The 24,023-nt window shown below is 35.1% G+C and carries 32 protein-coding genes; 23 read left to right on the plus strand and 9 right to left on the minus strand.

Going from position 1 to position 24,023, the window contains the following annotated elements:
* The first annotated feature begins 47 nt into the window (after positions 1 to 47).
* Together lpxD and DMB92_RS09485 are read left to right on the plus strand one after the other, a co-directional pair.
* On the plus strand, positions 48 to 1,007 hold the full coding sequence (lpxD, locus tag DMB92_RS06510) for a UDP-3-O-(3-hydroxymyristoyl)glucosamine N-acyltransferase (protein WP_142682250.1): 960 nt from the start codon (positions 48 to 50) through the stop codon (positions 1,005 to 1,007).
* 502 nt (positions 1,008 to 1,509) lie between these two features.
* Positions 1,510 to 3,612, plus strand: coding sequence for a methyl-accepting chemotaxis protein (locus DMB92_RS09485; RefSeq protein WP_312845144.1), 2,103 nt, complete (start codon positions 1,510 to 1,512; stop codon positions 3,610 to 3,612).
* Positions 3,613 to 3,690: 78 nt separating this feature from the next.
* Here the strand turns inward: DMB92_RS09485 and DMB92_RS06520 are convergent, their stop codons facing one another.
* The 7 genes from DMB92_RS06520 to DMB92_RS06550 form a co-directional block, all read right to left on the minus strand.
* Positions 3,691 to 4,308, minus strand: a complete 618-nt coding sequence (locus DMB92_RS06520; RefSeq protein ID WP_142682251.1) for a YiiX/YebB-like N1pC/P60 family cysteine hydrolase — start codon at positions 4,306 to 4,308, stop codon at positions 3,691 to 3,693.
* Positions 4,287 to 4,679, minus strand: a complete 393-nt coding sequence (locus tag DMB92_RS06525; RefSeq protein ID WP_142682252.1) for a DUF4878 domain-containing protein — start codon at positions 4,677 to 4,679, stop codon at positions 4,287 to 4,289. The genes DMB92_RS06520 and DMB92_RS06525 overlap by 22 nt, the downstream gene beginning before the upstream one ends.
* Before the next feature lie 134 nt (positions 4,680 to 4,813).
* The gene (locus tag DMB92_RS06530; RefSeq protein ID WP_142682253.1) at positions 4,814 to 5,455 is read right to left on the minus strand and encodes an HAD family hydrolase; all 642 of its coding nucleotides are present in this window, start codon (positions 5,453 to 5,455) and stop codon (positions 4,814 to 4,816) included.
* Between the two features lie 54 nt (positions 5,456 to 5,509).
* A complete protein-coding gene (rpsI, locus tag DMB92_RS06535) occupies positions 5,510 to 5,899 on the minus strand; it encodes a 30S ribosomal protein S9 (protein WP_142682254.1) in 390 nt (129 codons plus the stop codon).
* A 2-nt stretch (positions 5,900 to 5,901) separates the two neighbouring features.
* Positions 5,902 to 6,327, minus strand: a complete 426-nt coding sequence (gene rplM / locus DMB92_RS06540; protein WP_142682255.1) for a 50S ribosomal protein L13 — start codon at positions 6,325 to 6,327, stop codon at positions 5,902 to 5,904.
* An 80-nt stretch (positions 6,328 to 6,407) separates the two neighbouring features.
* Entirely contained in the window at positions 6,408 to 7,211 is an 804-nt protein-coding gene (locus DMB92_RS06545; protein WP_142682256.1) for an undecaprenyl-diphosphate phosphatase, read from the minus strand.
* A 194-nt stretch (positions 7,212 to 7,405) separates the two neighbouring features.
* A complete protein-coding gene (locus DMB92_RS06550; RefSeq protein WP_142682257.1) occupies positions 7,406 to 9,400 on the minus strand; it encodes an OPT family oligopeptide transporter in 1,995 nt (664 codons plus the stop codon).
* 178 nt (positions 9,401 to 9,578) lie between these two features.
* On the opposite strand from DMB92_RS06550, the gene DMB92_RS06555 reads away from it, so the two are divergent.
* Positions 9,579 to 10,949: a cation:dicarboxylate symporter family transporter gene (locus tag DMB92_RS06555; protein ID WP_142682258.1), complete on the plus strand. Its 1,371-nt coding sequence runs from the start codon at positions 9,579 to 9,581 to the stop codon at positions 10,947 to 10,949.
* Between the two features lie 67 nt (positions 10,950 to 11,016).
* Here DMB92_RS06555 and DMB92_RS06560 read toward each other — a convergent pair whose 3' ends face one another.
* Both DMB92_RS06560 and purB read right to left on the minus strand, forming a co-directional pair.
* Complete coding sequence (locus tag DMB92_RS06560) at positions 11,017 to 13,386, minus strand: ribonucleoside-diphosphate reductase subunit alpha (protein ID WP_142682259.1); 2,370 nt, start codon at positions 13,384 to 13,386, stop codon at positions 11,017 to 11,019.
* Between the two features lie 19 nt (positions 13,387 to 13,405).
* Positions 13,406 to 14,734 carry an adenylosuccinate lyase gene (gene purB, locus DMB92_RS06565; RefSeq protein WP_142682260.1) on the minus strand — a complete coding sequence of 443 codons (1,329 nt, stop codon included), beginning with the start codon at positions 14,732 to 14,734 and terminating at the stop codon, positions 13,406 to 13,408.
* Between the two features lie 80 nt (positions 14,735 to 14,814).
* On the opposite strand from purB, the gene DMB92_RS06570 reads away from it, so the two are divergent.
* From DMB92_RS06570 to rpsE, 20 genes are all read left to right on the plus strand, one after another.
* Complete coding sequence (locus tag DMB92_RS06570; RefSeq protein WP_142682261.1) at positions 14,815 to 15,726, plus strand: RluA family pseudouridine synthase; 912 nt, start codon at positions 14,815 to 14,817, stop codon at positions 15,724 to 15,726.
* Between the two features lie 259 nt (positions 15,727 to 15,985).
* The gene (gene rpsJ / locus DMB92_RS06575) at positions 15,986 to 16,297 is read left to right on the plus strand and encodes a 30S ribosomal protein S10 (protein WP_142682262.1); all 312 of its coding nucleotides are present in this window, start codon (positions 15,986 to 15,988) and stop codon (positions 16,295 to 16,297) included.
* A 10-nt stretch (positions 16,298 to 16,307) separates the two neighbouring features.
* A complete protein-coding gene (rplC, locus tag DMB92_RS06580; RefSeq protein WP_142682263.1) occupies positions 16,308 to 16,883 on the plus strand; it encodes a 50S ribosomal protein L3 in 576 nt (191 codons plus the stop codon).
* On the plus strand, positions 16,880 to 17,494 hold the full coding sequence (rplD, locus tag DMB92_RS06585) for a 50S ribosomal protein L4 (protein WP_142682264.1): 615 nt from the start codon (positions 16,880 to 16,882) through the stop codon (positions 17,492 to 17,494). The genes rplC and rplD overlap by 4 nt, the downstream gene beginning before the upstream one ends.
* Position 17,495: 1 nt before the next feature.
* Positions 17,496 to 17,777 (plus strand): 50S ribosomal protein L23, encoded by a 282-nt coding sequence (locus tag DMB92_RS06590; RefSeq protein WP_142682265.1) that lies wholly within the window; start codon positions 17,496 to 17,498, stop codon positions 17,775 to 17,777.
* A gap of 1 nt (position 17,778) precedes the next feature.
* Complete coding sequence (gene rplB / locus DMB92_RS06595; protein WP_142682266.1) at positions 17,779 to 18,609, plus strand: 50S ribosomal protein L2; 831 nt, start codon at positions 17,779 to 17,781, stop codon at positions 18,607 to 18,609.
* 1 nt (position 18,610) lies between these two features.
* A complete protein-coding gene (gene rpsS / locus DMB92_RS06600; RefSeq protein ID WP_142682267.1) occupies positions 18,611 to 18,892 on the plus strand; it encodes a 30S ribosomal protein S19 in 282 nt (93 codons plus the stop codon).
* Positions 18,893 to 18,903: 11 nt separating this feature from the next.
* Positions 18,904 to 19,317 carry a 50S ribosomal protein L22 gene (gene rplV, locus DMB92_RS06605; RefSeq protein WP_142682268.1) on the plus strand — a complete coding sequence of 138 codons (414 nt, stop codon included), beginning with the start codon at positions 18,904 to 18,906 and terminating at the stop codon, positions 19,315 to 19,317.
* Positions 19,318 to 20,016 (plus strand): 30S ribosomal protein S3, encoded by a 699-nt coding sequence (rpsC, locus tag DMB92_RS06610; protein ID WP_142682269.1) that lies wholly within the window; start codon positions 19,318 to 19,320, stop codon positions 20,014 to 20,016. It begins immediately after the preceding gene.
* Positions 20,016 to 20,441: a 50S ribosomal protein L16 gene (gene rplP, locus DMB92_RS06615; protein WP_142682270.1), complete on the plus strand. Its 426-nt coding sequence runs from the start codon at positions 20,016 to 20,018 to the stop codon at positions 20,439 to 20,441. Before rpsC ends, rplP begins: the two co-directional genes overlap by 1 nt.
* On the plus strand, positions 20,428 to 20,628 hold the full coding sequence (gene rpmC / locus DMB92_RS06620) for a 50S ribosomal protein L29 (RefSeq protein ID WP_142682271.1): 201 nt from the start codon (positions 20,428 to 20,430) through the stop codon (positions 20,626 to 20,628). Before rplP ends, rpmC begins: the two co-directional genes overlap by 14 nt.
* Positions 20,618 to 20,869, plus strand: coding sequence for a 30S ribosomal protein S17 (rpsQ, locus tag DMB92_RS06625; RefSeq protein WP_142682272.1), 252 nt, complete (start codon positions 20,618 to 20,620; stop codon positions 20,867 to 20,869). Before rpmC ends, rpsQ begins: the two co-directional genes overlap by 11 nt.
* Positions 20,869 to 21,237: a 50S ribosomal protein L14 gene (gene rplN, locus DMB92_RS06630; protein WP_142682273.1), complete on the plus strand. Its 369-nt coding sequence runs from the start codon at positions 20,869 to 20,871 to the stop codon at positions 21,235 to 21,237. The genes rpsQ and rplN overlap by 1 nt, the downstream gene beginning before the upstream one ends.
* Positions 21,237 to 21,464: a 50S ribosomal protein L24 gene (gene rplX, locus DMB92_RS06635; protein WP_142682274.1), complete on the plus strand. Its 228-nt coding sequence runs from the start codon at positions 21,237 to 21,239 to the stop codon at positions 21,462 to 21,464. The genes rplN and rplX overlap by 1 nt, the downstream gene beginning before the upstream one ends.
* A gap of 3 nt (positions 21,465 to 21,467) precedes the next feature.
* Entirely contained in the window at positions 21,468 to 22,022 is a 555-nt protein-coding gene (gene rplE, locus DMB92_RS06640) for a 50S ribosomal protein L5 (RefSeq protein WP_142682275.1), read from the plus strand.
* A complete protein-coding gene (locus DMB92_RS06645; protein ID WP_142682276.1) occupies positions 22,015 to 22,200 on the plus strand; it encodes a type Z 30S ribosomal protein S14 in 186 nt (61 codons plus the stop codon). Before rplE ends, DMB92_RS06645 begins: the two co-directional genes overlap by 8 nt.
* An 8-nt stretch (positions 22,201 to 22,208) precedes the next feature.
* Complete coding sequence (gene rpsH / locus DMB92_RS06650; protein WP_142682277.1) at positions 22,209 to 22,604, plus strand: 30S ribosomal protein S8; 396 nt, start codon at positions 22,209 to 22,211, stop codon at positions 22,602 to 22,604.
* A gap of 59 nt (positions 22,605 to 22,663) precedes the next feature.
* Positions 22,664 to 23,200, plus strand: a complete 537-nt coding sequence (gene rplF, locus DMB92_RS06655) for a 50S ribosomal protein L6 (protein ID WP_142682278.1) — start codon at positions 22,664 to 22,666, stop codon at positions 23,198 to 23,200.
* A gap of 9 nt (positions 23,201 to 23,209) precedes the next feature.
* Positions 23,210 to 23,566, plus strand: coding sequence for a 50S ribosomal protein L18 (gene rplR / locus DMB92_RS06660; RefSeq protein ID WP_142682279.1), 357 nt, complete (start codon positions 23,210 to 23,212; stop codon positions 23,564 to 23,566).
* A 10-nt stretch (positions 23,567 to 23,576) separates the two neighbouring features.
* Entirely contained in the window at positions 23,577 to 24,020 is a 444-nt protein-coding gene (gene rpsE / locus DMB92_RS06665; RefSeq protein WP_142682280.1) for a 30S ribosomal protein S5, read from the plus strand.
* Positions 24,021 to 24,023 lie beyond the last annotated feature (3 nt).

Raw genomic sequence — 24,023 nt, forward strand, 5'->3', positions numbered from 1 at the left:
AATCAAATTTTCTTATAATAAACAAGATATTTTTTGAAAGGCTTACAATGAAACTCAGCGAAATTGCGGATTTTTTAAATCTTGAATATAAGGGCGAGGATATAGAAATTTCAGCCTTAAACTCTATACTTGAAGCAAATTTTATGCAACTTACTTATTGTGATGGAGAAAAAAACTCTAAGGATATAGAGCGGACAAATGCAGGGGCTATTTTGGTAAGTCAAAGTTTTAAACACCTTGTTCCAAAAGAAACAAAAGCACTTATAAGCCAAAATCCTCATCTTGATTTTGCTTATTTGAGTAAGCTTTTTGCAAAAAGCTTGATCAGTAAAGAAAAAAAAGAAAATCATATCGCTAAAAGCGCAACGATCATGCCAAATGTTTATATAGGACAAGGAGTAAGTATCGGCGAAAATGTCATTATCATGGCAGGAGCTTATATAGGGGATAATGTAAGCATAGGCGATGAGAGTATAATCCACCCAAATGTCGTCATTTATAATGATAGCAAGATAGGTAAAAAATGTCAGCTTTTAGCAAATTGTGTCATAGGAAGTGATGGCTTTGGCTATGCACACAACAAAAACGGCGAACATTTTAAAATTTATCACAATGGCAATGTTATCTTAGAAGATTTCGTAGAAATAGGTGCTTGCACGACTATCGATCGTTCTGTGTTTTCAAGCACTATCATCAAAGCAGGCACAAAGATAGATAATCTCGTCCAAATAGGGCATAATTGCATACTAGGGGAAAATTGTTTGCTTGCTGCTCAAACAGGACTTGCAGGCTCAAGCGAACTTGGAAGAAATGTCGTCATGGGCGGACAAAGTGCTACAAGCGGGCATTTAAAAATCGGCGATTTTACAACCATAGCCGCAAGAGGTGCTGCGATACGAAATTTAGAAGGCGGGCGTGTTTATGGAGGCGCTCCTGCTATGCCACAAAGAGACTGGCTTAAACTTCAAGCAAAGATGAATACACTGATAAAAGAGAGGAAAAGCTAAAGCTTTTTTCTCCTTTCTTTTAGTTTTGATATCCGACATAAAATAAAACATAATTTATCCTTTAAAATGTGCAAATTTTAAATAAAATGTAAATAAGCCTTAATTTTTTAAAATTTTTACAAAAAATTTAAGAAAATATTGCTTATTTTGCGTTAAATTTTCAAAAATTCACAGAAAATTCACGAAGCTTTCCTATCATTTCTCTATGTAACAAAAATTACAACCATTAGGGGATTTGCTGATAGTTTTTATGTATTTTTTAGCCGAGATAAAATATTTTTTTATTTTATTAAGTTTTATTTAAGTGATTTAAAATTAATATTTGATAAATATTTATTTACTATTTATATAAATATTAAATGTATATTTACTATTTATTATATTTTATGTCAAAATTTGTCTTAAAATGTTACTATAAGTTACAAAATAGAGATTTTGTTTTTTTTTTTTTTGTATTTACCAAAAAAATGAGCTATAATAACAACTTTTTGAGGAGACTGACATGCAATTTTTTAACAATCTAAAACTTGGGTTCAAGGTGAGCCTATTTTTTGGCTTTCTTTTTGGGGTCTGTATCTATGCGATTTTGTATATTGTTAATGCAAGTTCAACAGGTATTCAAACGCAAGAATCAAAAAAACTTCTTGAAGTAACTTCTAAAAGGCACGCAAATCGTATCGAAGGCTTGCTTGATGAAGTAGAAAGTGTGATGAATTTCCTTGCTCAAAATATGCAATCTCAAATGGATCAAAATCTTAATTTTTCTTATGATGACATAGCAGCACGGGTAGGCAATGCGATCAGTAATATGCCTTATGTAACTTATGGCTTTAGTGTGGCAAGAAATGGAACGCATTTGCACAATCATTTCATTAATATTGACGAAAGAGCAAGACTTTCCACCGGAGATATCTTAATCGTTGCTCGAGATAGGAGCGAGGGTTCAAAAAAAGATATTCAAATCATATACGGCGAAACTGAAATTTTGCAGTTTAATAGCGTCAATCAAGCTTTTTCTAGCGGAAAAACAAGTGCTGGAAATCCAAGATTTATCAAGGTAGAAGGTCAAGAAATCTTTGCTGCGTCCTTATCTATCCCTCTTATTAAAGATAATGTTGTTCAGGGTGTTATCGGTGTTATCATTGACTTTGAAGAATTTTCAAAAAATATTTTAGAGGGTAAAAGATCATTTGAGGGTGAATATAGCTTTTTAATGGGACCTGATTTAAGCTTAGCCGTGCATCCTTTCAAAGAAAATTTAGGTAAAAAAGTCCCCTCTCTCATCACAGCACAATCAGCTGCAAAAATTACTTCTAGCGTTGAAAATAAAAGAGATGAGGTTGTAGAATATGAAAATTTATACGGCTCACAAGGCTATTTGGGGCTTTCGCATTTTTCTTTGGGAAAAAGATCAAACTCATATTGGACTATAGCGACTTTTGCACCTAGTGATTCTATTTTTGCCCCTGTAAAAGAGCTTTTTAAAACTATACTCATAGCAGGGATTGTTTCTTTTCTCATTGTGGTGGTGATTATCTTTGTTTTTGTGAAAAAATACCTCGTGGCTAAGATAGAGTTTATACTTGAAAAGCTGAAAATGTTTTTTGATTATATTAATTTTAAAAGCCAAACTCCTCCTCCAACTCTAAATTTAAAGACAAATGATGAGCTTGGAATGTTTGCAAAAAGCTTGAATGATAATATCAATAGAGCCAATCAAGTTTTTTTGCAAAATAAAGAAATCGTTCAAAAAGTAACCAAAGCTCTTAATCAAGCTGAATTAGGAAATTTAGATGTCAGGGTAGAGGATAGGTCGCAAAATCCTGATATTGATGCTTTGGTGCTTAGGCTGAATAAACTTCTTTCTATTTTAAGGGATAAGGTAGGAAGTGATATGACGGCTATTCAGCATATATTTGAAGAATATAAGACCTTAGATTTTAGAAATCAAATCCCTAATGCAAGCGGTATAGTCGAAGTAACGACAAATCTTTTAGGACAAGAGATTGTAAAAATGCTTACAAAAAGCTCTGAATTTGCCAACGCTCTTTCTGATGAATCAGGCAAGTTACAAGAGGGTATAAGAACCCTTACTAAAAGCTCAAATTCACAAGCAACCTCACTTGAAGAAACTGCGGCAGCACTTGAGGAAATTACTTCAAGTATGCAAAATGTTTCACATAAAACAGGAGAGGTTATTGTTCAAAGTGAGGAGATTAAAAATATCACTTCTATCATCGCTGATATAGCTGATCAAATCAACTTACTTGCCCTTAATGCTGCCATTGAAGCTGCAAGGGCTGGAGAGCATGGACGAGGCTTTGCCGTTGTTGCTGATGAGGTTAGAAAACTTGCTGAAAGAACACAAAAATCCTTAAGTGAGATCGAAGCAAGTACAAATTTACTTGTGCAAAGCATTAATGATATGGCTGAAAGTATCAAAGAACAAACCATGGGTATCACTCAAATCAATGAAAGCGTTACACAAATAGAGCAAGCCACTCAAGATAATGTAAAAATCGCTAATGATTCAGTTGCCATTTCAGATAGCGTGAGTGCTATTGCTGCTGATATTTTAGCTGATGTAGAAAAGAAGAAATTTTAAAAGTTTTTTTACCCTTAAATTTTTATTTAAGGGTAAAAATTTATCACTAAGTCTTATTTTACCTTTTTAATTTCTTATTTAGTTAAAAGTTCTTTCAAGTATAAGTAAGCTTTTTTCATCTTCAAAAAGACTCTTTGGCAAAAGATATTCTCCACTTAAAAAGGGTATATCAAGCTTGGTTTTATTTAGCTTAAGTGTATATATATCCTCAAAGGCTTGTTCTATCAAGCTGGTGCAGTAAAATCCGTCCGCTCTTAATACAAATTTTTCCCCCTCTTTTTGAAGTGCCTTTTTGACGATAAGCTTTTTTTGCTCATCACTTAAATCATATCTTTTAAGGGCTATGCTTTTTGAAAGACTTAAAAAGTCCTCTAGGCTTGAAACTAAGACCTGATCGCTTTTTAAAGGATCATCATCTGTTGTTGCGTGCAAGATTAAAACAGGATCTGTAGAAATGATAAGACCAAGGTGAGAATACTTGCTTTGAGAAAGCTCTTGTATAACTAAGCTATCATATCCTATGCCTTGCCTAAAAATAAGATCAGCCAAGCTAAAATCTTTAAAATCGCCTAAATTTTTATTAGAATAAGCCCTTGTATCAATGCTTTTTTGCAAAAACACAAGGACTAAAACAAATACAATAAGAAGTAAAAAAAGCCAAAGAACCTTGCTTTTTAGATTTTTTCTATCTTCCAAGTTTGATTATCTTTTACAAGACGAGCTTTGCCTTTGTTGCTTGAACCATCATTAAAAAGAATTTCAAAATCTACAAAAGCCTTATTTTCCTCTACCTTTGAACTTAAGATTTTCACTTCTTTTAAGCCACCTTTTTTATCAGTTTGTGCTTTTGAATTTTGGGCAAATGCTTTGAGCTTACCTGTAAACATTTCTTTTGTGCCATCATCTTTAACATCTTTTCCAAGATACATTTTTTCTATATCAAATTTGCCCTCAGCAATTTCGCTAAGAAAATCTTTTGTAAGACTTTCAGGATCGTTACTTGAGCCACAAGCAACAAAGAAGACAAGGATCAAAGCCGTAAAAAAAGTTTTGGAAGTGTTTAACATTTATGTTCCTTAATAATAAAATTTTTAAGTATAAAACTTAAATTTTTCTAAAGAATTATACCCATTAGAATTAAATTCTATCTTAATTTTATATTTTTAAAAATAAAAAGATTAAGAAATACATGAATAAATCCTTAAAGATTTTTTATAAAAGACACAGCTTCTTTTGCACTGCTAAAAATTTCGCAGTGATATTTTTGCAGGCTTTTTATATCCTCATAACCACAGCTTAAAGCTAGTGGGGTTATTTTGGCATTAAGTGCTGCTTGTATATCAAGAGCTGTGTCTCCTATCATATAAGCATTTTCCCTATCTTTTTTTAAAATTTCTAGGGCTTTCATTATGGGTTTAGCACTTGGTTTTGGCTCATCAACATCTTCTTTTCCTATCACACAAGTAAAATACTTTAAGACCTGCAAGTGCTTAAGCAAAATTTGAGAAAAATGTGAATTTTTTGTTGTAACTACGGCTAAATCAGCAAAATTAAAAGCATCTTCTATAGCCTCTCTTGCTTGAGGTAAAAGTGTTGTTATATCAAGGTAAATTTCTTCATATTTGTTTCTATAAGCTTTGACAAAGTCATCGATACGATCTTTTGAAACACCAAGTTTTTCAAACATGATCTCTAAGGGATAACCCACAAAAGAGCTTATAAGCTCTCTACTAGGGCAGGGTTTTTGACAAACACCAAAGGCAAATTCAAAGGAAAGCATGATTGATTCCCTTGAATCAATGAGAGTGCCATCAAGATCAAATAAAATAGTCTTTCTAGACATGCAAAAACTTTTTTTAAACAAAAGCCTAGTAAATCTAGGCTTTTAAAGGCAAGATTAGCGTTTAGAAAACTGAGGACTTCTTCTTGCTTTTTTGCGTCCGTATTTCTTACGCTCAACGCTTCTACTATCTCTTGTAAGTAAACCTTGTGGTTTGAGTAAGGCTCTAAAGTCTGCATCCATTGCTGCTAGAGCCTTTGAAATTCCATGTCTTAAAGCTTCAGCTTGCGCACTATAACCGCCACCTAGGGTTGTAGCTTTAATATCCATTAAATTTTCTTGTTTTGTTACAAGCAGAGGTTGGATAACCTTAAGCTTTATAGCCTCGTGTCCACCAAGCCAAGTATTTAAGTCCATTCCATTAATGCTTATTTTTCCACTACCTGCCTTGAGCCAAACCTTAGCAATAGCGGTTTTTCTTTTGCCTGTTGCATATATTGTTGCCATGATTATTTTCCTTCTTTAGCGATTTGTGCAGTATGTGGGTGCTCACTGCCTGCGTAAACTTTGAGTTTTTTAAGCATTGCTCTGCCCAAATTTGTTTTTGGGAGCATTCCTCTAACGGCTAGTTTATAAAGTTTTGCAGGATTTTTAGCAAGCAAGTCCCCAAATTTTTCACTTTTTGTGCTTCCAAAATATCCTGAATGTCTGTGATAAAGCTTTTCTTCTGCTTTATTTGCTCCTGTAAAGCTTGCTTTGCTTGCATTAATAATGATCACATAATCCCCACAATCAACATTTGGAGTAAAATAAGGTTTATTTTTTCCTCTTAAAATGGTTGCAACCTCTGTTAAAAGTCTTCCAAAACGCTTTCCTTCAGCATCTAAAACGATCCATTCTCGTTTAATCTCGTTTGGCTTTTTTATCTTTGTCATCTTTTTTACCTTTGCCAAAAATTTTTTTAAAATGTGATTATAGTAAAAAATACTTAATAAAAACTTAATTTAAGAAAATATTAAAAATTAAATTCTCCGGCAGCATCTAAAATTCCAGTCATAAAAAGACCTAAAAACAAAAGTCCTAGACAAATTCTATAAATTCCAAAAGGGATAAAATTAAATTTAGAAATAAACTGCAAAAAGAATTTGATCACAAAAACAGCGACTATAAAAGCAGTTATAAAGCCTACAGCAAGAGGAATGAGTGAATTTGGATTGCTCAAGAAGCTTGGATTTTCGTAGATATTGTAGCTTGTGGCAATGATCATAGTTGGGATAGCAAGCAAAAAAGAAAACTCAGCAGCTACTTTGCGATTTAGTCCCAAGAGTAAGCCTCCAACTATACTTGCTCCACTTCTTGATGTCCCAGGTATCATGGCCAGAGATTGGATAATACCAATCATAAAGGCTTGCTTAAATTCCACCTCATCTAGGGAATTGATTTTATAGGCTTTGTCCTTATGGTTGTTTTCGATCAGGATAAAAACAATCCCACCTAAAATCAGCATAAAAGCTACTATATAAGCATTAAAGAGTTGATCTATAAAATTTGAGAGAAAAAAACCAATCACGCCTGTAGGAAAAAAACCTACCGCAAGTTTATACCAAATTTCAAAACCAGCAAAAAGCCTTTTATAAAAGATAAAAATCACGGCAAGTATAGATCCAAGTTGGATAATAATAAGAAAGCTTTGCCAAAAATCAGTGAGTTCTAAATTTAAAATAGAGGTTGTGAGTATCATGTGTCCTGTGGAGCTTACAGGCAAAAACTCCGTAAGTCCTTCAACAACACCTAGTATAAAAGCAAAAATAAGATCCAAAATAAAGCCTTTTGTTCAAATAAAGGGCTAATTATACTCAAAAAGACTTAATAAAGCTTAGAAATTTGAGAATTTATAATCAAAAATAAAAAAGTTTTTAACAACAAATAAATACAAGGAGCTTAAGATCGATTATAATTTTTATGTATAAGTTTTTGCGAATGGGTAAATTTCACTCATTCGCAAATGTGATTTTATATTTTATCTCGTTTTAAAACCCTTTTTATAAAGTAAAACACTACGCCTAAAAAGATCACGAGGCTAAGAAGTTCGCTATTTAAAAATTGAGCGTCTAAAAAGCTTAAAGCAAGAGGATTTTCACTGCCTCCATTAGAGATAGAAAATACCGTGATGATAGCAATGACAACACCAACAAGGCTTTCACCTACAATAAGTCCCGAGGCGAATAAAATGCCCTTATTTTCTTTGCGTTCTATGCTTTCTTTGTCTTTGAATTGGGTTTGTAATTTCTTGCGTAGTAAGAAAGCTACAAGTCCGCCTATAACGATAGGAATACTCACAGCAGGTGGCAAATAAACGCCTATGCCCACAGCTAAAGGTGGAAGAGCTAGCTTGCTAAGCTTTCTTAATATCTTATCAAGAAGTATGATGATGATACCTAGCAATACACCAAAGCCTATTAAAGTATAGTCTATATCATCGTTGAAGATACCTTGTGATAGGGTCGCCATTAAATTTGCCTGAGGAGCAGCTAAAGCAGCACTTGCGTCCATTCCCTCTCTTGGCAAGCTTCCTACAAAGCCATAAGCTTGGTATAAAAGTTCTAAAACCGGAGCAATAGCCAAAGCACCAAAAAAACAACCCACAATCAAGGCAATTTGTTGTCTAAAGGGACTTGCACCGACTAAATAACCCGTTTTTAAATCCTGTAAATTATCATTTGAAATAGCAGCCGTAGCTAAAATAGCACTTGTGATAAATATAGCTAGGGCAATAGCAAATTTGATCATCAAAGGATCATTACTTAAATTTGCAGACACAATCAAAAGTAAAACCACAAAGGAAGAGACGATCACCCCTATAATCCCTATGCCTGAAATTGGACTTGATGAAGAACCGACAAGTCCTGCCATATATCCACAAGTTGCTGCAACGAAAAAGCCAATTAAAACAGCTATCAAAACTCCAACGCTAGAAAATAAAAGACAAAGACCAAATGAAAGCTCCATTTCATTTACAAAGCTATAAAAACTTACAAAAAGTCCAAGTACCATAAGTACGAAAAAAATGACTATGGTTTTGAAAGAAAGATCTTTATTTTTTAAGTCATTTGTTTGCTCTTCACTTAAATTTACACGCTTAAAGGTTGCTTTCAATCCCTCAAAAACACTTTTGCTTAGTTCAAAGAGAGTCCAAAGTGCAGCCGTTGCGATTATGCCTGTGCCGATGAGTCTTACCTTATCTTTCCAAATACCAAAAGCAAAATCACTTAAACTTCCGTCCGTAAAAACACTTTGAGCAGAAAAATAAGGCACTAAAATTCCCCAAGCAAGAAAAATTCCTATAAAAAGAGCCACACTTGCAAGTAAGCCGATAAGATATCCAGCTCCTAAAAGAGCTAAAGAATACCCCATAGAAAAGCAAAATGCCATTTTTGAAGCCATAAAAGCTACCGCACTTTCTCCAACTAAAAGTTTAAAGCCATTCGAACAAAGACTAACTAAGCCAGCGATTAATGCCCCTAAAGAAATTTCTTTAAGTCCAGCTCTTGAACCTTTTTCCATGTCTTTTTCTTTATCAACAGCTTTTAAAATTTCAGCCGCAGCTATGCCCTCAGGATAAGCAAGCTTACTTTCTACAACCATAGCCTTTCTTAAGGGTATGGTAAAAAGAACACCTAAAACACCTCCACAAAAACATAACATAAAGGTTTGCCAAAGATTAAAATCATTCCAATACCCTACTATAAAGAGTCCGGGCAAGACAAAAATAACGGCAGATAGTGTTCCAGCTGCTGAAACTTGAGTTTGAACCATATTGTTTTCAAGTATATTTGAGCTTTTAAAAAGACTAAACACGGCTACAGCGATAACTACAGCTGGAATAGAACTTGAAAAAGTAAGCCCTACTTTTAAGCCTAAATACACATTAGAAGCAGTAAATATAAGAGTTAAAATAGCCCCTAAAAACATGCCTCTAAAGGTAAGTTCTTTGATTTGTTTGTTCATATTTACCTTTCTTGAATGGCGTTTAAATCTTAAGGATTTATTAAATTTAGAGGGCTTTATTTTATAATAGCTTTGCTTAAAAAATAATTTAACTTAAGATTTTATTTATATAAATAAAAAATAAGGCAAATTTTGTTATAATTTTTCAAAATTTTATGATTTTTGAGAGGATTATTTTATGAATAAGGACTTTTTTCAGCATTTTTTAATGCTTTCTCAGTTTGAGAGCATCGTTATATTGGTCATTTTATTTGCGATATTTTATGTGCTTAAAAAAATGGGTGATTTTAAGGTGGGCTTTAGCTTTCGTATGCTTTTTGCTTTAGTTGTTGGTTTAGTTTTTGGCTTTGTTTTACAATACATAGCTATAAATAACATTGGTGTGCTTTGGTATGATGAGGCAAAGCATTGGTTTGGATTTTTTAGCTCCGTTTTTGTTGCTTTTATAAAAATGCTTGTTATCCCTTTGATCAGTGTTTGTATTGTTAAGGTGATCATAGAGATAGATAAAAATATAAAGATTTCTTCTTTGCTTGGTGTAGGATTGTTTTGGATACTTTTTAGTACGGCTATTGCTGCTATTTTGGGTGTTATTTTGGCTTATAGCTTTAATTTGGGAGAAAGCTTTGCTATACAAGAGGGTACAAGACAAATTCGAGAAATTCAAACCTTTTCTAGTATTATACTTGGTCTTATTCCGAGTAATATCATACAAGCTACAAATAAAGAAAATGTCATTGCTATCGTTATTTTTGCCTTTTTTGTTGGAATTTGTGCAAAAAGAATTTCAAAGAAAGAAGAGTATGAAGGAGCTTTTAAGAGCTTTGAGGGTTTTGTTTTTAGTTTTTATGGTTTGATGATGAGCATGACGGCTTTAGTGATTAAATTTATGCCTTATGCTGTAGTTTGTATGATGGCAAATGTTTTATTAAGAAATGGTTTTGAGGCTATTAGAACAGCCGGACTTTTTATAATCCTTACCTATGTGGCTATGTTTATTATGTTTGGGGTGCATTTTTTACTTCTAGCTTCTCAGGGCTTAAATCCTATGAAATATATGAAAAAAGCTTTTCCTGTATGGCTTTTTGCTTTTAGTTCCCGTTCATCTTTAGGCACTTTGCCTATGACTATTTCAACCTTACAAAATAAACTTGGCGTAAGCTCTGCAGTAGCAAATTTTGTAGCTTCCATAGGGACAACTACAGGGCTTAATGGTTGTGCAGGATATTTTCCTGCTATGGCAGCGGTTTTTGTGGCTTTTGCAACGCATACTCCTATTGATTTTACTTTTGCTTTAATGATTGTTTTGGTGGCTGTGATAGGCTCTTTGGGTATAGCAGGAGTTCCGGGAAGTGCTACAATGGCAGCTTCTATTATGTTAGCAGGGATTGGCTTTGGGGATAATTTTGTTATGCTTAGTCTTATCCTAGCTATTGATCCTATTATTGATATGGCAAGAACAGCAAGCAATGTTTCAGGTGCGATGACCTCAGCACTTTGTACAGCAAAAAATTTAAAGCTTTTAGATAAAAAAGCTTATAATTCTTAAAATACTCATTTTTATAAATTTAAAACGAAGAGACTTTCATAAAGTCTCTTCAAAGGTTTAATTTGTTTTACTGACAACCTTCGCATTCTACGCTACGATCAGCAACGCTTACTTTTTCGCTATCAGGACTTTCGCTTCTTAGATAATAAGTTGATTTTAAACCAAGCTCATGTGCAAGTTGATAAATTTCATTGAGGTAGCCTCCGCTTGCCTTATCAAGAGACAAGAAGATATTTAAACTTTGTCCTTGATCAATCCATTTTCCACGAACAGCAGCAGCTTTAATGAGAACTCTTTGATCGATTTCATAAGCTGAGGTATAAAAATTCCAGTTATCAAGGGTTAAATTCGGCACAACAACAGGGATCATTCCACTTAAATTTTGCTCAAACCATTTGCGTTTATAAATAGGCTCTATTGTCTGTGTAGTACCTACAAGTATAGATATAGAAGAAGTTGGTGCTATAGCCATCAAATAGCCATTTCTCATACCATCTCGTTTAACCTTTTCACGAAGCCTATCCCAGTCGCACTCACTTTGTCCAAAAAGTCCGTCTCTTAAGGTAAGTGCCTTAGCCTTTTCATTGGCTACATCGATAGGAAAGATACCCTTGCTCCAATTTGAACCCTTAAAATCAGGATAAGAACCCTTTTCAAGTGCTAAATTTGAGCTTGCGTTAATCACTTCAAAACTGATATGCTCCATGATCTTGTCTATCTTTTCAAAGTGTTCTTCACTTCCCCAGTGAATATGAGCTTCAGCAAGCATTTGTGCTTCACCCATAACACCAAGCCCTATAGAACGAGATTTAAGATTTGTATTTTTAACTTTGACATGAGGATAGAAATTTAAATCAATCACATTATCAAGCATTCTTATAGCAGTTGGCACAACCCTTGCAATATCTTCTTTAGTGTTAATCTTACTTAAATTTATGCTTGCGAGGTTGCAAACTGCTGTTTTGCCGTCGTTTTTGTATTTTTCCACTATATAAACTTTTTTGCCATTTATACTATCTAGTGTACTGATTTTTTTTGCAAGTTTTTTATAGCCACCATCTATGGTAACTTCTTCATTTTCATCAAAATGAAGTTCGGTTTTATCATCGAAAAGAACTTTGATTTGATAATAATTTGGATCTGTATTTTGGAAAATTTCCGTGCATAAATTTGAACTTCTAATAATGCCCTTATGTGCATTTGGATTAGCTTTATTTGCATTATCTTTAAAGCATAAAAACGGAAGACCGGTTTCAAAATAGTTGAGTAAGATTTTTTTCCAAAGCTCTTTGGCTTCGACTATTTCTTTTGCAATATTTTCATTTCTTTCGTATTCTTCATATTTTTTTTCAAAGGCTTCTCCATAAAGCTCGCAAAGATCAGGAGTATCAGCAGGATCAAAAAGCGTCCATTTATCATTTTCTTTGACTCTTTTTATAAACAAGTCATTTACCCATAAGGCTGGAAAAAGCTCATGAGCCCTTCTTCTTTCCTCGCCTGAGTTTTTACGCAAATCAATAAAATCGCCTATATCCATATGCCAAGTTTCGATATAAACAGCGATCGCACCCTTTCTTGTGCCAAGTTGATCTACAGCCACAGCGATATCATTTGTGATCTTAAGAAAGGGGATAATACCACCAGCTGCGTTTTTGTGTCCGTCAATGCTTCCACCCATAGCACGCACCTTAGACCAGTCCCAGCCAATACCTCCACCAAATTTAGAAAGCAAAGCCATTTCTTTATAAGAATCAAAAATACCCTCTATGTTATCAGGAGTGCTACCGATATAGCATGATGAAAGCTGATGACGCGTAGTTCTTGCGTTTGAAAGTGTTGGAGTTGCTAGCATGACCTCAAATTTAGAAATGAGATCGTAAAATTTCTTTGCCCATTCTTGAGGATTAAATTCATTTTGAGCTAAAAACATTGCAATAGCCATAAACATTTGTTGAGGTAGTTCTATGGGTTCTGCTTTTGAATCTTTTATGAGATATCTATCATAAAGAGTTTTAATCCCAAGATAGGTAAATTGTAGGTCTCTTTCAGGTTTTATATAAGCGTTTAGATCATCAAGATCGTATTTTTCCTTAAGTCCAAGTAAAATTCTACCCTCTTTTTCACCTTTTTCAAAATAATCACGCAAATGATTATAGCGGTTCATTCCATTGACTTTTTTATAAAGATCAAATAAAAAAAGTCTAGCTGCTACAAAGCTCCAGTTTGGACAGTCAATGTCTATCTTATCAACAGCTGTTTTTATAAGGGTTTTTTGAATTTCGCTTGTAGAAATCCCATCTCGAAACTGAATTTTTGCATCAAGTTCTAACTCGCTCACATTAACGCCGTCTAAGCCCTTAACCGCATCTCCTGTGCATTTTTTAATCTTTGAAATATTAAGCTCTTCAATGCGTCCATTTCTTTTAATAACTTTCATCAATCTACCTTTTCAAAATTTATTTAAATACTCTCTCAAAAATCGCATCAATATTTTTGGTATAATAAGCATAATCAAAGCAAGCTCTAATGTCCTCCTCGCCTAAATTCTTTTTCAAATCCTCATCATTTAAAAGTGCGAGCAAAAATAGGCTTTCTCCTTGTTCATTTATAGCCTTTTTACCCTCGCCCAAATCCTGCCAAACCTTCATAGCATTGCGTTGAACGATCTTGTAAGCATCTTCGCGACTAATACCCTTTAAAGGAAGCTCCAAAAGCACACGCTGAGAAAAAACTAAACCCCCTGTGAGGTTAAGATTTTTTATCATATTTTCAGGATAAACAAGTAATTTTTCTATCAAATTTGTAAGACGCACAAGCATAAAATCGCTCGTTACAAAACTATCTGGCAAGATAAATCTTTCCACACTTGAATGGCTGATATCTCTTTCATGCCACAAAGCCACATTTTCCAAAGCTGGCGTTACAAAAGAGCGGATCATTCTGCAAAGTCCTGTTATGTTTTCGCTTAAAACAGGATTTCTTTTATGTGGCATGGCCGAGCTTCCTTTTTGTCCAGCCGAAAAATACTCCTCAGCCTCATAAACTTCGGTGCGTTGAAAATGCCTTATGAAAACGGCGATTTTCTCGCAGCTTGCAGCCATTACGCCAAGAGCTGAAATCACTTGTGCGTAGCGATCTCTTTGAATGATTTGATTTGAAATAGGAGCAGCTTTTAAGCCCAAATCCTTGCAAATTTCTTCTTCAAGCTCAAGTGGAGTGTGGGCGAAATTTCCCATTGCACCGCTGATTTTACCATAACTTATCACTTCCTTTGCATGCTCTAAAAGCTCTTTGGCATGTAAAAGCTCATCATACCAAATAGCCAAAACAAGCCCAAAGGTTATAGGCTCGCCATGAATTCCATGACTTCTGCCCACCATAAGGGTAAATTTATGCTCCAAAGCCCTTTTTTTGATAGCTTCGAGCAAATTTTGCAAATCTTGTAAGATAAGCTCCAAACTTTCTTTAACCTGCAAGGCAACAGCTGTGTCAATGCAATCAGAGCTTGTCATACCATAATGCAAAAACCTGCTTTCCTCGCCTAAATTCTCACTCACGCTTGTTAAAAAGGCTATGACATCGTGCTTTGTTGTTTTTTCGATCTCATCGATCCTTGCGATGTCAAATTTGGCATTTTTTAAAATTTTATTACAATCTTCCTTACTAATCAAACCTAGTTTATTCCATGCCTTAACAGCAGCTAGCTCTACCTTTAACCAAGCATTGTATTTTGCTTTTAAGTCCCATTTACTAGCCATTTCGTTTCTGCTGTATCGTTCGACCATAAATTCAAAACCTTTTTTAGTTATAATTTTAAAAAAAGAATTGAGATTTTATCTAAAAATTTCTAAAACAAGAGTTAAATTTGGCTTATAGAAAAATAAAATTGTCTCATATTGAAAATAATGGAAAAAAGGCTTTTCAAGTGCTTATGGAAAACTTAAAAATTTCTATAAATGAGGCTCAAAAACTGATCGATAAAAAAAGGCTTTTTTGCGAGGGACAAATCGTTAGCAAAAAAAATGAAATTTTACAAGGTTTGGTTGAGCTTATCGTTTATGAAAATGAGCCAAAAGGCGTTGAAATAGTCTTTGAAAATGATGAATTTGCCGTGCTTGAAAAACCAAGTGGGGTTTTGAGCCACCCTAATGGCAGGCATTGCAAATACAGCCTTTGTGATGAAATTTGGGCTTTGTGGGGGAAAAATGCTTGCATAGCACACAGGCTAGATAAAGAAACGAGTGGGCTTATTCTCGTTGCTAAAAATAAAAAAACTCAAATCATCTTAAAAGAAATGTTTGAAAAAAAGCAAATTCAAAAAGAATATCTAGCCCTTGCAAGTGGCAAGCTTCCTACTAAATTTGAGGTAGATCAAGCCCTTGAGCTTTCGAAAAATTACGATGATGTTAAAACAAGAATGCAAATTTGTAAGCAAGGTAAGGAAGCGATCACGGAATTTGAGACTATAGAGTTTTGGCAAGATTTTAACGCAAGCTTGGTGCTTTGTAAGCCACTTACAGGAAGACAGCACCAAATTCGCTTGCATTTGTTTCATGTGGGACATAAAATTTTGGGCGATCCTTTGTATGGACTAACAAAAGAGCAAATAGAAAGCATTTTAGATGAAAAATTAAGTCCTTTAGAACGCATAAAATTTACAGGAGCTTCAAGGCTTTGTTTGCATTCAAATCGTTTGAAATTTACATTTTTACAAAAAGAATTTGATTTTATCTCAAAGCATGATATGAAAGAGGAATTTTTAAAAAGTTTAATTTAATTTTTATCTTCATATATTTAACTCAATTTAAATTTAAAATTTTTGTTAAAAATGTCAGAATAAAAGCCTAATACATAGACTTATGAATTCTTTATTTTTTAATATATAAATTTTTAATTTTTGTGATTATTTTCCTTTTATAAAGGAATAAAATAGTAAAAATTTAAGAAATACTCTTGACTTTTTTTCATGCTTTATTATACAATCACACTTTTTAAGTTTAGCCTTAGGGCTAACGAGTTCTTTTAAAGGAAAATTTATGGAAAGGATAAGACTTAAGCTTAAGGCTTATGATCACAGAGTTTTAGATAGAACAGTAGCAGCCATAGTAGCAGCTGTGAAAAGAACTGGTGCTGATATAAGAGGACCTGTTCCTATGCCAACGAAGATTAAAAGATACACAGTATTAAAATCTCCTCATATCAACAAGGATTCAAGAGAGCAATTTGAAATGAGGATACACGCAAGGATGCTTGACATAGTCTCAGCCACTCCTGATACTGTTGATTCTTTAACCAAGCTTGATCTAGCTCCTGAGGTCAATGTAGAAGTAAGAGCTATGGGCAAATAAAGGAAAAAAGATGGAATATTTAGTTGAAAAAATCGGCATGAGCAGAACGGTTTCTAATCCAAGCATAGCCGTAAGCTTGCTTAAATTAATCAGTGCTAAGGTCTGCGAAGTAAAAGAGGGCAAGGGCTTAATCTCTTATGCTAGGGGCAAGAAAAAAAATAAGGCTATCTTGGGTCAGCAAAAAAAATACAAGCTCTCGGCTGAATTTAACCGCTTTGCTAGCTTAGAGGTTAAAAACACAGAAGCAGGCGATTTAGACGAAAGCCCCTTAAAAGAAGCAAAGATTCTAAAGGTAAGCTTTAATTCTAAGGGTAGGGGCTATAGCGGGGTCATTAAAAGACACGGCTTTTCAGGAGGTCCTGCAAGTCATGGCTCAAGATTTCACAGAAGACATGGCTCTATTGGAAATAGAGAGTGGCCAGGTAGGGTTCAGCCGGGTATGAAGATGGCAGGACATTATGGTAATGTTAAAATCACAGTTAAAAACGAGTTAATCTCCTTTGATGAGGAAAATAAGATCCTTGTTTTAAAGGGTGCTGTGCCAGGATATAATGGAAGCTTAGGTAAGATAAGGATAGTAAAATGAAGGCCTTGATTTTAAATGAAAATTATGAAAAAACAAGTGAAAATTTAGCCCTACCAGAAGCTTATGCTAAGATAAATCCTCACAATCTTTATTTATATGCTAAGGCTTATTTGGCTAGCATTAGAGCCAATACAGCTCATACTAAAAATAGAAGCGAGGTTAGCGGTGGGGGCAAAAAGCCTTGGAGACAAAAGGGTCGTGGTGGAGCTAGAGCAGGTTCTACTAGGACTAATGTCTGGGTAGGAGGAGGCGTAGCCTTTGGTCCTAGGAATACTAAAAACTATTTTCAAAAGATCAACAAAAAGCAAAAAAGGCTAGCCCTTGAAAGAGCCTTGGCTGATAAGGCAGATAAGGGGGCTTTACTCGTGGTTGAAAATTTTGAAATCCCAAGTGGCAAGAGCAAAGATGCTGCAAGTATAATTAAAAAGCTTGGCTTTAAAGATATACTTATAGTAAAATCCTTGCTTGATGAAAAGAGCTTTTTAGCATGCAGGAATTTAGTAAATTGTTATTTGGTTGATATAAGCGAGGTCAATGCTTACTTACTTGCTGTATATAATGCAGTGCTTATAGAAAAAAGTGCTTTTAAAAATTTAATAAAAGAGGCTTAAGATGGCAGATTTAACAGATATAAAAAGCATACTTTACACGGAAAAAAGCTTAAATTTACAAGAAAAAAATGTGGTTGTCATTCAAACTTCCACAAGGCTTGGCAAAAATGGGCTAAAAAGCTTGTTAAAAGAGTATTTTGGCATTTCTCCTTTAAAGATCAACTCAGTTAGAATGAGTGGCAAAGTAAAAAGATTTAGAGGAAAAATAGGCTCAAGGGCTGATTATAAGAAATTTTATGTCAAGCTACCTGAGGGCACAAGCTTAGAAAGCGTAGGAGCATAAGATGGCAATTAAAACTTATAAGGCATACACACCAAGTAGAAGATATATGAGTGGGCTAAGTAGTGAGGATATCACTGCAAAGCCAAGCGTAAGAAGCTTACTTAAAAAGCTTCCCTCTCACGCAGGACGCAATAGCTACGGACGCATAACCTCACGCCATAAGCAAGGCGGGGCGAAAAAACTTTACCGCATTATTGATTTTAAAAGGCGTAAATTTGGCATAGAAGGCAGGGTCGAAGCAATAGAATATGATCCTTATAGAAATTGCCGCATAGCCTTGATTGCTTATAAGGACGGAGAAAAAAGATACATACTTCAGCCAAAGGGTTTAAAGCTAGGTGACATAGTTTGTGCAGCTGAAAGCGGTCTTGATATAAAGCCAGCTAATGCGATGAAGCTTAAAAATATCCCTGTTGGAACCATAGTTCATAATGTTGAGCTAAAGCCGGGCAAGGGCGGACAAATGATTCGTTCAGCAGGAGCTTATGCCCAGCTTATGGGAAAAGAAGAAAAATATGTTATCTTAAGACTTGCAAGTGGGGAGATGAGGCAAATTTTAGCTGAGTGCATGGCTAGTATTGGCGAGGTTGGAAATGAGGAGTATTCAAATATCACTATAGGAAAGGCTGGACGCAACCGCCACAGAGGAATTCGCCCTCAAACAAGAGGTTCTGCTATGAACCCTGTTGATCACCCTCATGGTGGTGGAGAGGGTAAGAAAAACTCAGGTCGCCATCCTGTAACTCCTTGGGGCAAACCAACCAAGGGTGCAAAAACACGCCGCAAAAAGGCAAGCGATAAGCTTATAATTTCAAGAAGAAAAGGAAAATAAAATGGCTAGATCATTAAAAAAAGGTCCCTTTGTCGATGATCATGTGATGAAAAAGGTTCTAGCAGCCAAAAAGGCAAATGATAATAAGCCTATAAAGACTTGGTCAAGAAGAAGCACCATAATCCCTGATATGATAGGGCTTACCTTTAATGTACACAATGGAAAAAGCTTTATCCCTGTATATATCACTGAAAATCACATAGGCTATAAATTAGGAGAATTTGCTCCAACTCGCACTTTTAAGGGCCACAAAGGCTCAGTGCAAAAGAAAATTGGTAAGTAAGGAGGGGTAAAATGAGTAAGGCATTGATAAAACACATTAGACTATCTCCTACTAAGGCAAGATTAATAGCAAGGCAGGTGCAAGGAATGAATGCTGAGCTTGCAATGGCAAGTTTAAGCTTTATGCCAAATAAGGGTGCAAAATACATAGCAAATGCAATTTCTAGTGCGGTAGCAAATGGGGGCTTTGAAGCAAATGAGGTCATTGTTAGTTCTTGCCGTGTTGATGCTGGCTCTGTTTTAAAAAGATTTAGACCTCGTGCAAGAGGAAGTGCAAGTAGGATTAGAAAACCAACAGCTCATATCTTAGTAGAAGTAAGTAAAAACGAGGCTAAGGCTGAGACAAAAGTAGCAACTAAAGCACCAAAAAAAGCTTTGGCTAAAAAAACAGCCACTAAAGAAGCTAAAGCGAAAAAGGAAGAATAAATGGGACAAAAGGTAAATCCAATAGGCTTAAGGCTAGGAATAAATAGAAATTGGGAGTCAAGATGGTTTCCTACTAAGGCAAATTTGGTTGAAAATATTGGCGAAGACTATAAGATACGCGCTCTTTTGAAAAGAAAGCTTTATTATGCAGGTATTTCTCAAATTCTTATAGAAAGAACAGCAAAGAAGCTTCGTGTAACTGTTGTTGCTGCAAGACCGGGGATCATCATCGGTAAAAAAGGAAGCGATGTTGATGTGCTAAGAAAAGAGTTGCAAGATCTTATCGGTAAAGATGTGGGTATAAATATCAAAGAAGAACGAAAAGCAGGAGCTTCAGCTCAGCTTGCAGCTGAAAGTGTAGCTACTCAATTAGAGCGAAGAATAGCTTTTAGAAGAGCCATGAAAAAAGTGATTCAAGCTGCTCAAAAAGCCGGTGCTAAGGGTATAAAAGTTTGTGTTTCAGGTCGTTTAGGTGGGGCTGAAATGGCTAGGACTGAGTGGTATTTAGAAGGTCGTGTGCCTTTGCATACTCTAAGAGCTAAGATTGATTATGGCTTTGCTGAAGCAAGAACAACTTATGGAAATATAGGCGTTAAGGTTTGGATCTTCAAAGGAGAAATCTTGCAAAAGGGTGTTCAAGCTGAAAAAAGTGAAGAAGTAGCCGAGAAAAAGCCAAGACGCACGAGAAGGAGTAAATAATGTTACTACCAAAAAGAACAAAATATAAAAAAATGATGAAGGGGCGCAACAGAGGTTATGCTTGCAGAGGGACAGAATTTACCTTTGGGGATTTTGCATTAAAGGCAACTGAAGCAGGGCGTATAAATTCAAGGCAAATTGAAGCAGCTCGTATAGCCCTAACTCGCTTTGTGAAAAGACAGGGTAAGACTTGGATAAGGGTCTTTCCTGATAAACCACTTACTAAAAAACCTTTACAAGTGCGTATGGGTAAGGGTAAAGCCGGTGTTGAGGAATGGGTTATGAATATAAAGCCAGGTCGCATCATCTATGAAATGGCTGGAGTAAGTGAGGAAATGGCAAGAGAAGCTTTAACTTTGGCTATGCACAAGCTTCCTTTTAAGACTAAATTTATTACAAGAGAGAGTCAAAATGAAATATACTGAGATTAAAGACAAAAATGAAGGTGAGCTTAAAAGTATGCTAAAAGAACAAAAGTTGCTTTTATTTCGTAAGAAGCAAGAGCTAAAAACTATGCAGCTTACAAATCCTAAAGAAGTTGGTCAAATTCGCAAAGATATTGCAAGGATTAATACAGCTCTTAGCACTTTAAGGATAAGCAATGGCATTTAAAAGAGAAATTCAAGGTATTGTTGTACAAAAAAGTGGAGATAAGACTATTAGCATTTTAGTCGAAAGAAAAGTTGTGCATCCAAGATATAGAAAGATAGTTAAAAGATTTAAAAAATATCTTGTTCATGATGAAAAAAATGAGGTTAAAATAGGAGATACTATCGTTGCATTAGAATGCAGACCTCTTTCAAAAAGGAAGGCTTTTCGTCTTAAAAGCATAGTTTTAAGAGGAGTTGAGTAATGATACAAAGTTTTACAAGATTAGCCGTAGCTGATAATAGTGGAGCTAAAGAGCTTATGTGTATTAAGGTTTTAGGTGGCTCAAAAAGGAGATACGCCACTCTTGGAGATGTCATAGTAGCTTCTGTTAAAAAGGCTTTACCAAATGGTAAGGTTAAAAAGGGACAGGTGGTTAAGGCTGTGATCGTTCGTACTAAAAAAGAAGTGCATAGAGATAACGGCTCTTTAATCCGCTTTGATGAAAATGCAGCTGTGATTTTGGATAATAAAAGAGAGCCTATTGGAACGCGTATCTTTGGACCTGTTGGAAGAGAAGTTAGATATGCAAATTTCATGAAAATAGTCTCACTTGCACCGGAGGTTTTATAATGAAATTTAAGGTAAAAAAGGGCGATATGGTAAAGATAATCGCAGGAGATGATAAGGGTAAAACCGGTAAAATTTTAGCTGTATATCCTAAAAAAAGACAAGTTGTTGTTGAGGGTTGCAAGATAGCTAAAAAAGCCGTTAAGCCAAGTGATAAGATTCCAAATGGTGGTTTTGTTAATAAAGAAATGCCTATGGATATTTCAAATGTAGCTAAGCTAGGAGAATAGTTTATGAATAGACTTAAAGAAAAGTATGCTCAAAGCATTAAACCTGCTTTGGTTAAAGAATTCGATATAAAAAATCCTATGCTAGTGCCAGCTCTTGAAAAAATCGTTATCAGCGTGGGAGCAGGAGAGCTTGCAAAAGATCAAAAAGTTTTACAAAATGTTGCTGATACTATCTCTTTGATCGCAGGTCAAAAGGCTGTGATCACAAAGGCTAAAAAATCGGTGGCAAGCTTCAAGGTTAGAGAGGGTTTTCCTGTAGGCGTTATGGTTACTTTGAGAAAGGAAAATATGTTTGCTTTTTTAGATAAATTGATTTCTATCGCTCTTCCAAGAGTAAAAGACTTTAGGGGTTTGAGTAGAGATGGTTTTGATGGAAGAGGGAATTATAATTTTGGGCTTGATGAGCAGTTGATGTTCCCAGAGGTAGAATATGATAAAATTTTACGCACACATGGTATGAATATTTCTATAGTTACAAGTGCGCAAAATGATAAAGAAGCCTTTAAATTGCTTGAGTTTTTAGGCTTACCATTTGCAAAAGGAAGACAAAATGGCTAAAAAGTCGATGATAGCAAAGGCAGCAAGAAAACCTAAATTTAAGGTTAGAGGCTATACTAGATGTCAAATTTGCGGTCGTCCGCATTCAGTTTATAGAGATTTTGGGATTTGTAGAGTTTGCCTTAGAAAAATGGCAAATGAAGGCTTGATACCGGGTCTTAAGAAAGCTAGTTGGTAGGAGAAAAGATGATTAACGATATTATTTCAGATTCGCTTACTCGTATAAGAAATGCAGGAATGAGAAGGCTAGAAAATACTAAGCTTTTGCACTCAAAGGTTGTTGAAGCTCTTGTAAAAATCTTTCAAGACAAAGGCTATATAGAAAGCTTTGATGTTATGGAAGAAAATAAAAAGAAATTTATCAATGTTGTTTTAAAATACGATGAAAGAGGACTTAGTGCTATTAGTGAGCTTAAACGCATTTCTAAGCCGGGTCGTCGTGTTTATAAAGGAAAAGATGAGATAAAGAGCTTTAAAAATGGATATGGAACCATAGTAGTAAGCACAAGTAAGGGCGTTTTGCCAAATGATGAAGCTTATAAAATGGGAGTTGGCGGCGAAATTTTATGCACCATTTGGTGAAAATTTCTAAATTTTTACGGCATTTGACTTAGGTCTTAGACAAGTAAAAGGAAAAAAATATGTCTCGTATAGGAAAACAACCCATAGCTATTCCAAATGGCGTGGAGGTAAAACTTGAGGGTAATATCCTTAAGTTTAAAAAAGGAAATTTAAGCAAAGAGCTTGATACAAAAGCAAATGTAAAGGTTGAGCTTAAAGATAATCAAATCATTTTTGCCCCAAAAGCAGATGATAGACAAAGTAGAGCTTACTGGGGAACTTATAGAGCCTTGGCAAATAATGTAGTCATAGGCTTAACTGAAGGTTTTTCTAAAACTTTAGAAATCAATGGTGTAGGTTATAAAGCCGCGATGAAAGGCAAAGTTTTAGAGCTTTCTTTAGGTTTTTCTCACCCTATTAACTTTGAAATTCCTGAGGGTATTGAAATCAGCGTTGATAAAAACAATGTCATCATCAAAGGAAGTGATAAACAAGTTGTAGGTCAAGTTGCTGCTCAAATTAGAGAATTCAGACCACCAGAGCCTTATAAGGGCAAGGGTGTTAAATACTCTGATGAACGCATTATCCGCAAAGCCGGTAAAACATCTAAGAAGTAAGGATAGGCAATGAGAGCAAATGTATTAAAAAGAAAACTAAATCTTAGAATCAAAAGAAAAAAAAGAATCAGAGCAAAAATTTCAGGCACTCAGGCTTTGCCAAGAATTTCTGTATTTAAATCAACAAGAACCCTTTATATACAAGCCATAGACGATGTTAAGGCTGTTACTTTGGCAAGTATTGACGGCAAAAAGCTTGGAGTAAAAGCAAACAAAGAGGGAGCTAAAAAAATCGCTACTGAATTTGCTTCAATACTCAAATCCCAAAAAATCGAAGAGGGCGTTTTTGATAGAAATGGCTATTTGTATCACGGCGTTATCGCTGAACTTGCAAATGCCCTAAGAGAAAACGGCATAAAGCTATAAAGGAAGATAAATGCTAAAATACAACAAAGAAGAATTTGAAGAAGTTATCGTTGATATAGGTAGGGTTACTAAGGTTGTTAAGGGTGGTCGTCGCTTTCGTTTTACAGCCCTTGTGGTTATAGGAAACAAAAAAGGTCTTGTTGGCGTAGGCTATGGAAAGGCAAAGGAAGTTCCAGATGCTATCCGTAAGGCTGTTGAAGATGGCTTTAAAAATCTCGTTGAGGTCAAAACCAAAGGTTCAACCATAGCTCACGATGTTGAAGTTAAATACAATGCAAGCCGTATTTTATTAAAGCCAGCAAGCGAGGGAACAGGCGTTATCGCAGGCGGTTCAGCTCGTCCTATCATGGAACTTGCAGGTATAAAAGATATCTTAACTAAGTCCCTAGGCTCAAATAATTCAGCCAATGTTGTGCGTGCCACGATCAAGGCTCTTTCTATGTTAAAAGGATAAAAG

It is taken from the genome of Campylobacter sp. MIT 99-7217 (assembly GCF_006864365.1).
Lineage (GTDB): Bacteria > Campylobacterota > Campylobacteria > Campylobacterales > Campylobacteraceae > Campylobacter_D.